This window comes from Exiguobacterium sp. s149 (assembly GCF_018618395.1).
Lineage (GTDB): Bacteria > Bacillota > Bacilli > Exiguobacteriales > Exiguobacteriaceae > Exiguobacterium > Exiguobacterium chiriqhucha.
The window spans coordinates 41,715-55,089 of sequence record NZ_JACSLZ010000006.1 but is presented as its reverse complement, the minus strand read 5'-3'; the positions used below and the strand labels follow the sequence as shown (position 1 = coordinate 55,089).

Annotated in this window: 13 protein-coding genes and 1 riboswitch; of the genes, 1 reads left to right on the top strand and 12 read right to left on the bottom strand. The window is 55.1% G+C overall.

All coding sequences use genetic code 11. From position 1 onward, the window contains the following. Window positions 1–50 precede the first annotated feature (50 nt). Entirely contained in the window at window positions 51–1,760 is a 1,710-nt protein-coding gene (gene ade, locus KNP81_RS09845) for an adenine deaminase (protein WP_214719817.1), read from the bottom strand. Window positions 1,761–1,882: 122 nt separating this feature from the next. Between ade and KNP81_RS09840 the strand changes: the two genes are divergently transcribed. Continuing rightward, window positions 1,883–2,440 carry a gamma carbonic anhydrase family protein gene (locus KNP81_RS09840; protein ID WP_214719816.1) on the top strand — a complete coding sequence of 186 codons (558 nt, stop codon included), beginning with the start codon at window positions 1,883–1,885 and terminating at the stop codon, window positions 2,438–2,440. A 411-nt stretch (window positions 2,441–2,851) separates the two neighbouring features. Here KNP81_RS09840 and KNP81_RS09835 read toward each other — a convergent pair whose 3' ends face one another. The 11 genes from KNP81_RS09835 to KNP81_RS09785 all read right to left on the bottom strand — a co-directional run bounded on the left by KNP81_RS09835 (window position 2,852) and on the right by KNP81_RS09785 (window position 13,339). Next, the gene (locus KNP81_RS09835) at window positions 2,852–3,400 is read right to left on the bottom strand and encodes a nitroreductase family protein (protein ID WP_214719815.1); all 549 of its coding nucleotides are present in this window, start codon (window positions 3,398–3,400) and stop codon (window positions 2,852–2,854) included. 114 nt (window positions 3,401–3,514) lie between these two features. Further along, on the bottom strand, window positions 3,515–4,807 hold the full coding sequence (gene lysA, locus KNP81_RS09830; RefSeq protein ID WP_251130328.1) for a diaminopimelate decarboxylase: 1,293 nt from the start codon (window positions 4,805–4,807) through the stop codon (window positions 3,515–3,517). Further along, window positions 4,777–5,865 (bottom strand): alanine racemase, encoded by a 1,089-nt coding sequence (gene alr, locus KNP81_RS09825; RefSeq protein WP_214719814.1) that lies wholly within the window; start codon window positions 5,863–5,865, stop codon window positions 4,777–4,779. Before alr ends, lysA begins: the two co-directional genes overlap by 31 nt. A 13-nt stretch (window positions 5,866–5,878) precedes the next feature. Then, entirely contained in the window at window positions 5,879–6,805 is a 927-nt protein-coding gene (locus KNP81_RS09820; protein WP_214719813.1) for a branched-chain amino acid transaminase, read from the bottom strand. Window positions 6,806–6,851: 46 nt separating this feature from the next. Continuing rightward, entirely contained in the window at window positions 6,852–7,559 is a 708-nt protein-coding gene (gene dapD, locus KNP81_RS09815; RefSeq protein ID WP_214719812.1) for a 2,3,4,5-tetrahydropyridine-2,6-dicarboxylate N-acetyltransferase, read from the bottom strand. Next, window positions 7,537–8,286 (bottom strand): 4-hydroxy-tetrahydrodipicolinate reductase, encoded by a 750-nt coding sequence (dapB, locus tag KNP81_RS09810; RefSeq protein WP_214719811.1) that lies wholly within the window; start codon window positions 8,284–8,286, stop codon window positions 7,537–7,539. Before dapB ends, dapD begins: the two co-directional genes overlap by 23 nt. Next, window positions 8,283–9,164 (bottom strand): 4-hydroxy-tetrahydrodipicolinate synthase, encoded by an 882-nt coding sequence (gene dapA / locus KNP81_RS09805; RefSeq protein WP_214719810.1) that lies wholly within the window; start codon window positions 9,162–9,164, stop codon window positions 8,283–8,285. Before dapA ends, dapB begins: the two co-directional genes overlap by 4 nt. A 12-nt stretch (window positions 9,165–9,176) precedes the next feature. Continuing rightward, on the bottom strand, window positions 9,177–10,172 hold the full coding sequence (locus KNP81_RS09800; RefSeq protein ID WP_214719809.1) for an aspartate-semialdehyde dehydrogenase: 996 nt from the start codon (window positions 10,170–10,172) through the stop codon (window positions 9,177–9,179). A gap of 12 nt (window positions 10,173–10,184) precedes the next feature. Then, a complete protein-coding gene (locus KNP81_RS09795; RefSeq protein WP_021065226.1) occupies window positions 10,185–11,384 on the bottom strand; it encodes an aspartate kinase in 1,200 nt (399 codons plus the stop codon). A gap of 114 nt (window positions 11,385–11,498) precedes the next feature. After that, window positions 11,499–11,679: riboswitch (Lysine riboswitch) on the bottom strand. Between the two features lie 77 nt (window positions 11,680–11,756). Continuing rightward, window positions 11,757–12,185 carry a GNAT family N-acetyltransferase gene (locus KNP81_RS09790; RefSeq protein WP_214719808.1) on the bottom strand — a complete coding sequence of 143 codons (429 nt, stop codon included), beginning with the start codon at window positions 12,183–12,185 and terminating at the stop codon, window positions 11,757–11,759. Next, window positions 12,179–13,339 carry an alanyl-tRNA editing protein gene (locus tag KNP81_RS09785; RefSeq protein ID WP_214719807.1) on the bottom strand — a complete coding sequence of 387 codons (1,161 nt, stop codon included), beginning with the start codon at window positions 13,337–13,339 and terminating at the stop codon, window positions 12,179–12,181. The genes KNP81_RS09790 and KNP81_RS09785 overlap by 7 nt, the downstream gene beginning before the upstream one ends. Window positions 13,340–13,375 lie beyond the last annotated feature (36 nt).

Here is a 13,375-nt window from a genome sequence, read left to right as displayed (position 1 = left end):
CATTCAATCGTTTCGGGTCGTTCTTAACAAAAATCATACGTTAGACTGACTTACGACTCGATGAATGAGAACGTCGTCACATCGAATAGTCCCATATCGGTCAACTTCAAATCCGGGATGACCGGAAGCGCGAGGAACGACATCGTCAAATACGGGTTGAAGTGACGATGGGCCCCGACGACGTCGAGCGCATCGTTCAACTGTTCGAGCACGTCCGCCACTTCCGCATACGGACGTTTCGTCATGAGTCCGCCAATCTCAAGCGGTAAGACGGCCAGCACCTTGCCCTCTGACACCGCGACGACCCCACCGCCCACTTTTTCAAGCGTCTCGGCTGCGAGCAACATGTCGTCCGGGCTCACCCCGGCGATGACGAGGTTGTGGCTGTCATGGGCGACCGTCGCTGCGAGTGCCCCTCGTTTCAAGCCGAAACCGGTCACCGGCGCGAGCGCCATATGACCCGTCCCGTGATGACGTTCGATGACAGCGAGTGTGGCGATATCTTGCGTGAAATCGGCACCCGACGCGTCCGGATTAAAGACGAGCCGCTCCCGTTTCGTTAAGAGACTGTTCGGCAGCACTTGAATCACATCGACCGCCTCTTCCTTCACGGCCAAGCGGAATGACTCCGGCGTCAAGTCCGGCAGCTTCAGCTCGCCTCGCATCGGTTTCGGCACTTCGATCCCATCAGCCTCGAACGTGGCCTTGCCTGCCTTGGCGACGACTTCCCCGTTCACGTACACAGTATCGATTGTTACCGATTCGACGTCTGACAAGATGACAAAGTTCGCGCGCTTGCCCGGTGCGATGGCCCCCACTTCTTTCAACCCGTACGCCTCGGCCGCGTGCAGGCTGGCGACAGCATACGCCGTTTCCGGCTTGACGCCTTGTTTGATCGCCATGCGAATGTTGTAGTCGATGCCACCCTCGGCGACGAGATCGTCCAAATGCTTGTCGTCCGTACAGAACAAGAACCGGTGGGCGTTGCTCTCGGTGATGGCCAAACTGACCTGCTCGACGTTCCGGGCGACCGATCCTTCCCGAATCTGAACGTAAAAACCGCGGCGCACCCGTTCGAGCGCCTCTTCAGCGGTCGTGCATTCATGATCGGTCATGATACCGGCCGTGCGATACACGTTCAACTGATCCGGACCAAGACCTGAGGCATGGCCGTCGACGACTTTCCCGGCAAGTTCGGTCTGGGCGATCTTTTGAAGCATGTCCGCACTCCCCGACTCGACGGACGGATAATCCATCACTTCGCCGAGACCGTGCACCCCTGGATCGCCTAAAAACGGCGCCAAGTCCTCGGCGTATAGTTTCGCCCCTGCGTGCTCGAACGGCGTCGCCGGTACACAGCTCGGGAGCATCATGCGCACGTCGAGCGGCAACCCCTCAGCATCCGCGAGCATATACTCAATCCCGAGTGCCCCGTTGACGTTCGCGATCTCGTGCGGATCGGCGATGACCGTCGTCACACCGAGCGGCAGGACCGCTTTGGCGAACTCGTGGGGTGGAACCATCGATGACTCAATATGGACGTGGGAATCGATGAACGATGGTGCCAATGTCCAAGACGGGTCGTGATACTCTGTCTCCCCTTCGTAGCCGTCCCCGATGGCCACGATGTATCCTGCGTCGATGGCGACATCCGTGCGAATCGTCTCGCGACTGTAGACGTCAATGACCGCCACATCTTTAAAGACGACCGCTGCTTTCTTTTTCTTCGCCGCGATGTCAATCAAATGTTGTTTCTCCATCTGTGTGTCTCCTTTTTTTTCTACGTATTTTTACTATCTTAACAAGAATAATCTTTCAGGCGCAATTTCTTTTTCAACTTATGCGACAATGAAAGCATATCTGTTTGAAAGGGGTTACACATATGCAATACAAATTAGGCGAATTGACGCCGCAAGTCGACGAGACGGTGTTTCTCGCACCCGGAGCCCATGTCATCGGTGATGTCACAATCGGTGCCCATTCCGGCGTCTGGTTCAATACGGTCATTCGGGGAGATGAAGGACCGATTCGCATCGGTTCTTACGTGAACATCCAAGACGGATCGATGGTGCACCAATATGAAGGCTCTCCGACGGTCATCCATGACCGCGTCTCCATCGGACATATGGCGATGATTCACGGCTGTGAGATTGAAGAAGGCTGTCTCATCGGCATGCATGCGACCGTCCTCGACGGGGCAAAGATTGGGAAGGGGTCGTTCATCGCCGCCGGGGCGCTCGTCACACCGAACATGCAAATCCCGGAAGGCGTCATGGTCATGGGTGTCCCCGCCAAAGTCGTCCGTCCGCTCAATGATGAGGATCGCTTTATCATGGAACGGACCGTCAACAAATACGCGAAGCGGGCCGAGCAGTACAAACAGACGTGTGAACCACTGACATCTACACAAAGTTTGCGAAAGCGTTTGCAAGATTCATAAAATGTTAACGATTCCCCCGATTTTTCTTCATGTTCCCCCTGTATACTGAGGATGTAGTCAAGCCGACGTTTCGAAAGGGGCCAATTGTATGTATCCAAACCATGCCGAACTGATTCTAGACTTGTACGCCTCGTCCATTAACCCAAGTCATTACCTGCATATCGAGGATTCATTTGACGCTACGCTTCAAGGAACACATCGCGAGGTTTGGGAACGACTGCAATTGGATAATAATATAGAGAAAGAAATTAAAACTGAGGGAACGTGAACACAATGATTCCAACGAATGTCATTCAAGACTGGCTTGCAGCCAAGTTAAAAAAATAAACCGAGCGCTCACATGAACGGCTCAGTCTCATTGACCTATAAATATTGGCCCGGTCGTAGTCACCTACGCTCGGGCCTTTTCGTTCACTCAAAAATTGTCAAACTAGCGTCAATCGATTGACGTTGCTTCGTCGGTGGCACGTCTTCGTAACGACCGAGCTGGAGTAACCCGACAAACGTCTCCCCTTCCGCCCCGATCATGTCCTGCAGACGCGCGTCCTCAAAGATGCCCCCGGTCCGCCAGACGAGGCCGATGTCCCGCTCGCTGCACAGCAAGTGGAAGTTTTGAATGAACGTCGCTGTCGCAAGCAACGCATCCTTCCGATCTTTCTCCGTTTCGAACGCCTTCGTCGTCACGTAGACACATGCGGCCGCGTTACGAATCCGCCCGACAATCTTTTCACGTTTCGAATCCGGTCCATCTTGAAACGCCGGCTCTAGCGCGGACAGTAACACATCTTTCCCGTCTCCGTTGAACAAGTAAACATTCCATGGTTCTACCTTATTGTGAAACGGCGCTTGGTGCGCCGAGGCGAGTAACGAGTATAGTTCTGACGTGTCGAGCGTACCTTCCGTAAACATGCGAATCGTCCGCCGCGATTCAATCAACTGTTGTCCTACTGTCTTTTCCATTGAAGTCACTTCCCCCTCTATTCTCTCTCTCATCATAATTGAAAACATTTCTCATTTGAAGAAGAACGACTCCTCAAAAAAACGCATCCCTGATTCAGGAATGCGTTCATCACATTATGTCGACTGTCCGACAATCTCACAGGCGACCAAATCTTCGAGTGTCTGTCTGCGGACGACGAGACGATGTGTCCCGTCCTTCACGAAGACGACGGCTGGACGGAGCATCTGGTTATAGTTGCTCGCCATCGAGAAGTTATATGCCCCTGTCGCTTTGACGAGCAAGAGATCACCCGCTTCGACCGGCGGGATAAGCGAACGGTTCGAGATGATGTCTCCCGACTCGCAGCACGCCCCGACGATTTTCGCCTCGAGCGTCTTCGCTTCATCCATCCGTGTCGCCACAATGACGTCATATTCAGCGTCATAGAGAGCGGGACGAATGTTATCCGTCATCCCTCCGTCGACCGAGACGTACGTGCGGACACCGCTCACTTCTTTCACCGTCCCGACTTCATAGAGCGTCGCACCGGCGTTGGCGACGAGCCAACGGCCCGGTTCAATGCCGATTTTCGGAAGCGGCAAGCCGAAGCGTTCCACTTCCGCGACGAGCGTATCCATCACTTGCGTCATCGTATCGGCGAAGTCGAGCGGGTCGTCCGATTCGAGATAGGCGACACCGAAGCCGCCTCCGATATTTAAGACGTCGGCCGTATACCCCGTCTCTTGACGAATCGTCTCGATGAAGTTGACCATCGTCTTGACCGTATTGATGAACAGCGTCGGCTCTTGAATCTGCGAACCGACGTGACAATGAATCCCCGTCAAGTTCAACCGTTCCGCTTGCAGCGTCGCCTTGATCGCTTCGAGATACGTGTCGTCATGGGTCGGGAAGCCGAACTTCGTATCGACCCCGCCCGTCTGAATCGCCTCGTGGGCGCCTCCGACGACTTGTGGGACGATGCGGAGCAATACATCAACGTCTACCCCTTGCGCAGCGGCCAGACCCGACAACAGCCCAATCTCACGCATGTTGTCGATCGTGAAGTGGGTGATCCCGTTCTCGAGCGCGAACGTGATGTCCTGCACCGTCTTGTTCGACCCGTGGACGTGAATCCGGTCGGCCGGGACACCGGCGTGGAGCGCGACGAACATCTCGCCGCGCGAGACGACGTCGATGCTCAGACCGGCTGCCATCACTTTGTCGTACACGGCCGCGATCGACATCGCTTTCGATGCGTACAGCGCGTACGTGTTCGGATACTTGTCGAGGAACGCGTTCCGGATGAGGCCGAGGCGACGTTCGAGTTCAGGCTCGCTCATGATATAGAGCGGTGTCCCGTACGTCGCTTGAAGTTCACGGACGGACACGCCTTCGATCATACAAACTGATTGGTTGGTGGTGTACATACATTGCCTCCTTCAAAGCGATGCGGGACACGCCATGAGCGTGCGCATAATTGTTCTGAGTTGTTGGCGTGCCCGGTGCGGGTCACGTCATCGATTTTCGTGAGATGGCCGTAAAGCTCGACCTGGTCTCCGACTTGAATCGTGTCATCGACGCGTAGGAAGCTGTGGCTCATGAAGATGTTACTGATGAACGGATAGGCCCGTCCTTCGATGTGGGCCGGTAAGAAGCGCCGGGCCCGCATGAGTCCGTCGCCATAGCCGACCGCGAGCACGGCGATGCGTTCTTTCGTCTCGGCCGTGTAGCCCGTGCCGTAACCGACGTGGGCACCGGCCTCGATGTCGTGCACGGCGACGACTTCTGTCTCCCAGCGAAACGCCGGGACGAGCCAATCGACCGGTTCGACCGAAGAGTAGCCATACAGAAAGATGCCGACACGTACGTGCGTGCAATGTCCGAGACGCGGATCCGCTTGAAGCGTCGCCGCACTGTTGGCCGCATGCACGATCTCGAACGTGTGCCGTTCCATGAGACGATTCGACCAGTCGGCGAACCGTTGCACGTGCACACTATGCTCGATTTCGGCGTTATCCGCGTCCGCGAGTGGGAAGTGTGTACATAAGCCGACAAGGTCGAGCCCTTCGTCTTGGCAAAAGGCGACGATGGCCAACGCTTCCTGGAACGTCTTCGCACCGAAACGGTTCATGCCGACGTCGAGCTTCAAATGAAGCCGGACCCCGTCGAGCTGGTCCCGTTGCGAGACGAGCCAATCGTAAGAACCGATGGCGACGTCAAGATGGTCCCGATGGACGCTTGTCCACTCGTAGACCGGGTTCATGACAAGGACGCGCGCTTCCGGAGCTGATGCCCGGACCTCGCTCGCCTCGTCAAGCGTCGTCACCATGAAGTGACGCACCCCTTCTTCGTACAGTGTCGTCACAACTGGCTCCATCCCTAAGTTATAGGCGTTGTTTTTTACGACGGCGAACACCGGTCGGCCAAGCGCTTCAATCCGACGTTTGTTTTCGCGAATCGCATTCAAGTCAATTGTGACTCCCATACAAAAAACTCCTTTATTCTTTGACTCCGGCTTTGACGAACGTGACCCAATCACGGTGGCCCGCGATTTGTCCGGTCACGGCCTCACGGTAACGCGTGAGCATGTTCGTCGCGACCGTTTGGACGCCGCCGCCAATCGAGATGTTGTCGATTTCGATGACGCTCGTCACTTCAGCCGCCGTTCCTGTTAAGAAGATCTCATCTGCGACATATAGTTCGTCACGTCCGATGTGGCGTTCAATGACCTCGAACCCTTCCTCACGGGCAAGTTCGATCACCGTTTGACGCGTGATGCCGTCGAGCACCGAGCAATCGAGTGACGGTGTGAAAATTTTGTTTCCTTTGACGAGGAAGATGTTGGCGACGCTCGCCTCGCTGACGTTTCCGTTCATGTCGAGGGCAATCGCTTCGTCATACCCGTCGCGGACCGCTTCTCCTTTAAGGAGTTGTGAGTTCATATAGTTCGCTGCCGCTTTCGCTTGCATCGGCATCATCGTCGAAGAGACGCGACGATACGAGGCGACTTTCGCGCGGATCCCGACCGTCTTGCTGAAATATTCGCCGAGCGGCCAGCATGAGATGGCAACGTGTACTTTCGTTTCCTGTGTCGGCATGAGTGCCTGCCAAGGTGTGCCGAGGAAAACGAATGGGCGGATGTAACAAGCTTCGAATCCGTTGCGTTCAATCAATTCGATTGTCGCTTGTTCGAGCTCATCGACCGTGTACGGCAAGTCGACGTGATAGTATGCACACGAACGAACGAGTCGCTCCAAGTGTTCACGGAGTCGGAAGATGGCCGGGCCTTCCTCTGTGTGGTATGCCCGAATTCCTTCAAAGAACCCGCTACCGTAGTGAATCGCGTGTGTCATGATACTCGTGTTCGCGTCACTCGGCTCGATCCAAGCCCCGTCTTGCCACATCCATTGTCCATACTGTTCCATTGTTCAACTCTCCCATTCATTTTTGATATTTTCTGTCTATTATACGTTACAGGGAGCGTAAGTCATCAACAAGTTGTGTTTTTTCTGCGGTTTTTTCATCTTTTTGCTTAATGACGCGGGCTGGTGTACCGGCAACGACGACGCCTGGCGGTACGTCTTGTGTGACGACACTACCTGCTGCGACGACGGCATTTTCACCGATGCGGACGCCTTCCAAAATGACGGCGTTCGCACCGACCATGACGCCATCTTCGATGATGACCGGATCTTTTGAAGGTGGCTCAAGGACACCCGCCACGACAGCGCCAGCGCCAAGGTGGACGTTTTTCCCGAGCGTCCCGCGGGCACCGATGACCGCGTTCATATCGACCATCGACCCGTCACCGATGACGGCACCGATATTGATGACAGCACCCATCATGACGACGACGTTATTCCCGATTTGAACGTGGTCGCGAATGAACGAACCTGGTTCGATGCGGGCATTCAACTGCGTCGTATCAAGCATCGGTACGGCGCTGTTGCGGCGGTCGTACTCGAGGTGCGTGTCCGTGATGACGGTAGCGTTCGCTTCTAGGAAAGCAGCCGCACGTTCAGCCGTCGTGAGGAACAGTTTCGACTCGTCCGTTCCAAAAGCTTTGGCATCTTCGATCGTCAGACCGGCCAATTGACCATTGACGTACAATTTGACAGGCGTTTCTTTCTTGGCATCTTTAATGTATTGCGCGATTTCATAAGCGTTTGTGAGTAACATGAGTGGCCTCCTCGTATAGGTTCGTTAAATTGTATAATCCGGCTGGGCGGTCAAGAATCGTTGCCGCCGCAGCGAGTGCCCCGTTCGCGAAGACGCGTTTGGACAGGGCCGTGTGTTTCAATTCAAGCATTTCGTCGTCTCCGGCAAAGAGGACGGTATGTTCACCGAAAATCGTCCCCCCGCGTACCGAATGCATGCCGAGTTCATCGGCTGCGCGCGCTTCACGACGCGGTGTACGGTCATATACCGGTGTCACGTCGCGTTTCGCCTCGATGGCACGGGCGAGCAGTTCCGCCGTCCCGCTCGGTGCATCGACTTTCTTACGGTGGTGCGCCTCAATCACTTCGATGTCATAACCAAGCGTGAGCGGGACGAGTTGGTCGAGCAACTGTTTCAAAAGAGCGATCCCGTAAGACGTATTATACGACTGGAAAATCGGGATCTCTTGAGACGCCGCCTCAATTTTGGCGAGCTCTGCTTCCGAGAAGCCCGTCGTCGCGATGACGAGCGGGATTTGTTTAGCTTTTCCAAACGCAAGCACATCATCCAACAGCGCCGGGTTCGAGAAGTCGATGACGACATCGACCTCGGCCTCGACATCTTGTAGCGAGACAGGATGTTCCCCTCCGGCCGGCGAAACAATGGCCGCAACGTTCAAATTTTGTGTCCGGGCGACTTCTTCGACGATTTGTCCCATCGCGCCGTATCCATGAATGAGTAAGTTCACTGTCTCACCTCATTGAACTGCTCCATTGCCGACAACAAGCGGGCCTCGGCCGTCGCACTCATCGGGACGAGCGGGAGACGTGGTGCACCGAACTCGAATCCGCGTGCATTCAATGCTGCTTTGACCGGAATCGGGTTCACTTCCGCGAACAATTCGTCGATGACCGGGAGCAGTCGGAGCTGCCATGTGCGTGCCGTTTCCAAATCTCCGACGAGGAGCGCTTCAGCTAAAGCGACCGTCGCACCCGGATAGACGTTCGAGAGGACCGATACAACACCTTGCGCCCCCCAAGCCATATAAGGAAGGATTTGATCATCGTTCCCGCAATAAACTGGGAACCCTTCCGGCACATGCGCCATCATTTGAGCCATCACTGAGATATCCCCACTCGCTTCTTTAAGCGCAGCGATGCGTGGGTGATCAGCGAGTTCCCCAACCGTTGCCGGATCAAGTGCGACGCCCGTCCGAGATGGTACGTTGTAGAGCATGAGCGGAATCGGTGACGCGTCGGCAATCGCTGTGAAGTGGGCAATCAGACCCGCTTGCGTCGACTTGTTGTAATAAGGCGTGACGACCATCGCCATCTCGGCTCCGAGTTCGGCGGCCCGTTTCGTCTTTTGAATGCTGAGCGCCGTGTTGTTTGACCCGGTTCCCGCGATGATAACGGCGCGGCCGGCAGCGACTTCAATCGCTTTGACGAGAAGCGTCTCGAACTCTTCGTCCGTGATGGTCATGCCTTCACCAGTCGTTCCCCCGATGACGAGACCGCTGACACCTTCTTTAATTTGATCTTCAATCAACGCTTCCCACGCTGTGAGATTTAGCAGACCGTCTGCTTGAAACGGTGTAGCGAGTGCGGTTGCGACTCCTGTGAACATATAATCTCCCCCTTATTTCGTAGCAGTCTGCCCAATCATACATTGGGCGATTTGGACGGCGTTCGCTGCCGCGCCTTTTCGAACGTTATCAGCGACGCACCAGAGATGGAACGTGTTCGGCTGTGACTCGTCGACACGGATACGACCGACGTACACGTCGTCTGTCCCGTTCGCATCGAGTGGTGTCGGATAGACGAGCTCCCCTGGGTTGTCCATCAAGACGACACCTGGCGCGTCCGCGAGCACGGCTTTTACTTCGGCGAGCGTCGCGTCGCGGTCGAGCGTGACCGTGATGGAGACGGCGTGGCTGTTGCGGACCGGGACACGGACACATGTCGCTGTGACACCGAGGTTCGGCGCGTTTAAAATTTTGCGTGTCTCTTCAATCATCTTCTGTTCTTCTTTCGTATAACCGTTCTCTAAGAACACATCAATGTGTGGCAAGACGTTATCGTAAATCGGATACGGGTAGTTCTTCGGCTCTTCCCCACGTGCTCCGCGTTCCAAGTCCTCTATCCCTTTTTGGCCCGAGCCAGAGACGGCTTGATACGATGTATAGGCGACACGCGTCAACCCGTATACTTCCGCGAGTGGTGCGAGCGCGACGACCGATTGGATCGTCGAGCAGTTCGGGTTGGCGATGAGCGTCTTGTCCGGGCTCAATTCGACTCGGTTCACTTCCGGTACGATGAGCGGAATGTCCGTTTTCATCCGGAATGCGCTCGAGTTGTCGATGACGATGACACCTTGTTCGCTCAGGCGAGGCGCATATTGTTCACTGATGCTCCCACCGGCTGAGAAGAGCGCGATATCGATTGGGTCCGCATAAATCGCGTCCGACAGTTCTCGGATGACGACGTCCTTGCCGTTCACGTTCACGGTCTTCCCGGCTGAACGGGCCGATGCGTACAACATCAATTCGTTGATTGGAAATTCATACTCGGTCAATACTTCAATCATCTTTTGGCCGACGGCACCGGTCGCACCGACGACGGCTACGTTATACATGTGGCGTCCTCCTTATAACTTGAAGCGGGTCGCGATGGCCGCGACAGCTGCTTCGACGTCTTGTTCGTTAATCGTGTACGAGATGCTAATCTCGGATGTCGTGACTTGATAGAATGGAATCCCGCTCTCGCGGAACGTGGCGAACAGTTCGGCAGCGACACCGGTCGCATCACGCATGCCGATGCCGACGACCGAGATTTTCGCATGCTCGGTATGACGGTCGATTTTGATTTGTGGGAACGTCTCAGTCAGTTCCGCGAGTGCCTCTTCGAGAAACGCCTCTTCATCGAGCGGACAGGTGAACGACAGGAATACTTCACCATCGAACGCCGTCTGACTGATCATATCGATATTGACATGACGCTGTGACAATTTCTCGAAAATGTCGGCAACTCCTGCCACCGAATGTGGAATATGTTTGATTGAGACGCTGAGCACGTTCTTCACGACGCTCACGCTCGTCACCGCTTTTTGTTCCATCGCCTGTGTCATATCCATGATCCATGTTCCTCCTTCGCTCGCAAGCGTCTTTCCTACAAAGATGTTCACATCAAATTTTTTCGCGAGCTCTACGCTACGCATCTCCATCACTTTCGACCCGAGCGCGCTCATTTCCATCATCTCGTCATACGAGACGGTATCTAATCGGCGGGCCGTCGGATGGATGCGCGGGTCAGCCGTATAGACACCGGCGACGTCCGTGTAAATCTCACAGCGTTTGCTGAGGACGGCGGCCAAGGCGACAGCAGTCGTATCCGATCCGCCTCGTCCGAGCGTCGTCACATCACCGAACTCGTTGACGCCTTGGAAACCGGCGACGATGACGACGTCATATGTCCGGAGCTTCTCTTCGAGCACCTCTTTGCGAATCGCTTTGATTTTACTTTTCGTGTGAATACCCATCGTGTCTATCCCGGCTTGTTGTCCGGTAAGCGAGATGGCCGCCACGCCTCGAGAGTTCAAAGCGATGCTGAGCAGGCTGATCGTCTGCTCCTCACCGACCGCAAGCAGGCGGTCCAGTTCACGGATCATCGGGCGTTCCGTGATTTGTTTGGCGAGTGACAACAGTGAGTCAGTCGTTTTCCCCATCGCGGAGACGACGACGACAAGTTTCTCTCCGGCCGCGGCCCGTGTCTGTAAATATTCGGAAATGGCCTGGATTTGTTCAATCGTGGCAACGGAGCTGCCTCCAAATTTCAATACGGTTGTCATCAGGTTCCCCACTTTCATGATGTCCACCAACAGAAAAAGCGGCAGACCGGTAGGAAGCACTCTCCCTACGGTCTGCCGCTTGTACGCGCAGTTGAAAAACGATTAAAGAATCGTTCCGTAGATAGCGCTCCATGGCATTTCATCCATGGCAGTGTAGGCGTTATTCACGACTACCCCAGCCTTCGTTCGTACGCATGCGAACGTCGACTTCGGCGAAATTCCCCTTTCGGCTCGATCCGGAATGCGTCCGTGTCGATCAAGCGTACTCATGTCATTCGCAACCTCTATCTGTCAGTTGTTAGTTTTAGTTATAACAAATGCATCCCGGCTTGCCAACCTTTTTTTAGAAAAAAGGAAAATTTCTAAAAACAGTCACCACGTCTTCTTCATCATCCGATGCGGAATGTCCGCGTCTAAAAAATTGTCCCCGTACGCCTCGTATCCGAGACGCTCGTAAAACGGCAGAGCCGTCAGTTGAGCACCAAGTTTGAGCTGATGTAACTCACTCGTTCGCGCGACAGACTCGATGGCGAGCATGATTTCCTTGGCATACCCGTTACCGCGCGCCGAAGCGAGTGTGGCGACCCGCTCGACTTTCCCGACCGCGTCACCGATTGGACGCAGACGCGCCGTCGTCACCGGCTCACCGTCCACCGTCCCGACGAAATGGATGCAGTCTGGGTCAAGCTCATCATACTCGATTTCAGGGGCGATGCCTTGCTCGTGAATAAACACTGTCGCTCGCACAACCCGTGCCTGTTCAATCAGTTCTGCTTCCGTGCCGTGCTCAATCTTCAACATGATACCATTCCTTCCTGAAGCCGTTTCACGATTTCTGCCGTCGCACGTTCCAACTCGATGACCGATTCGAATCGGGCCTGGGCTTGTTTATGACTGCCGCCACCGCGACCGATGCCGAGGTCGTCGAGCGTCCGTTTTAAGAATTTACCGATGGCGATGTCATGTGTCCCGTCATGCATGAGCCATAGCTTTTGACCTGTATGATTGGCTCCGACAGCGATTCGGCCCGTCGCAGCGATGCGTTCGACGATGGTCGTCGTCAACGTTTCCGCTTCCGTCTTACCGATATGGGTGATGACGTAATTGTCTTCCTGCAAAAAGGCAGCGACTTTCGCTTTCGCGACGCGCGCCTCGAGCGCCTTCACTTCCTTGTCCCGCTCGAGACGAAGATTTCGTTCCTCGAGGACACGGGCAGCGACCGTCTCGTTTGTCGTCGATAACGTTTGGTGAATCGTCCGCAGCGCTGTCCGTGACGAATGGATGGCGGACAAGGCCCGGTGACCGGCCACATACGTCAGGCGGACGTTCCCACGAACTTTTTTCATCGAGGTCACATGGACGATCCCAAGTTGGCCGGTCGTCTCGACATGTGTCCCACCGCACGCGTTGTAATCGAGTCCCTCAATGTCGACAATCCGGATCATCCCGGTGCGGTCGGTCGGTTTGCGTAACCGATCGACCTCGACCTCTGCGGACGTGAGTTCGTACGTGGAGACGGGACGGTTCTCAAAGATAATGCGTTGCACGTCTCGTTCCAACGACTCGATTTGAGTCCAATCGAGCGTCTCTGTCTCGATTTCAAGCGACGACTCCTCTTGTCCGATGCCGAAGCTGAGCGTCTGAATACCGTATTCGTCTTCCAATAAAGCCGTCAACACGTGCTGAGCCGTGTGTTGAATCGAGTGGTCGTGACGGACCGCGTCATCGACCATTCCAGTCACGAACTTCCCACGTTCGAGCCCCGTTTCGACTAAATGCCAGACGACCTCATCAACCCGTTGCACGTCGAGAACGGGTTGTCCGTCGAGTGTTCCGACGTCCGGAGGTTGGCCCCCGCCTTCCGCATAAAATAATGTGGATTCAAGCGCGACCCACGTCCCGCGCGCATCGGTGCGCACGTCGGTCACCGTCGTTTCAAATTGCCATGGCTTCATCTTGATCGCCACCTTTTCTGTAGGATATGTTCAGAC

Coding starts and splice junctions, on each gene's coding strand:
- ade (WP_214719817.1), bottom strand. CDS start 1,760: ATGGAGAAACAACATTTGATTGACATCGCGGCGAAGAAAAAGAAAGCA.
- KNP81_RS09785 (WP_214719807.1), bottom strand. CDS start 13,339: ATGAAGCCATGGCAATTTGAAACGACGGTGACCGACGTGCGCACCGAT.
- KNP81_RS09790 (WP_214719808.1), bottom strand. CDS start 12,185: ATGTTGAAGATTGAGCACGGCACGGAAGCAGAACTGATTGAACAGGCA.
- lysA (WP_251130328.1), bottom strand. CDS start 4,807: ATGTACACCACCAACCAATCAGTTTGTATGATCGAAGGCGTGTCCGTC.
- dapD (WP_214719812.1), bottom strand. CDS start 7,559: ATGTTACTCACAAACGCTTATGAAATCGCGCAATACATTAAAGATGCC.
- KNP81_RS09800 (WP_214719809.1), bottom strand. CDS start 10,172: ATGTATAACGTAGCCGTCGTCGGTGCGACCGGTGCCGTCGGCCAAAAG.
- KNP81_RS09840 (WP_214719816.1), top strand. CDS start 1,883: ATGCAATACAAATTAGGCGAATTGACGCCGCAAGTCGACGAGACGGTG.
- dapA (WP_214719810.1), bottom strand. CDS start 9,164: ATGTTCACAGGAGTCGCAACCGCACTCGCTACACCGTTTCAAGCAGAC.
- KNP81_RS09820 (WP_214719813.1), bottom strand. CDS start 6,805: ATGGAACAGTATGGACAATGGATGTGGCAAGACGGGGCTTGGATCGAG.
- KNP81_RS09795 (WP_021065226.1), bottom strand. CDS start 11,384: ATGACAACCGTATTGAAATTTGGAGGCAGCTCCGTTGCCACGATTGAA.
- KNP81_RS09835 (WP_214719815.1), bottom strand. CDS start 3,400: ATGGAAAAGACAGTAGGACAACAGTTGATTGAATCGCGGCGGACGATT.
- alr (WP_214719814.1), bottom strand. CDS start 5,865: ATGGGAGTCACAATTGACTTGAATGCGATTCGCGAAAACAAACGTCGG.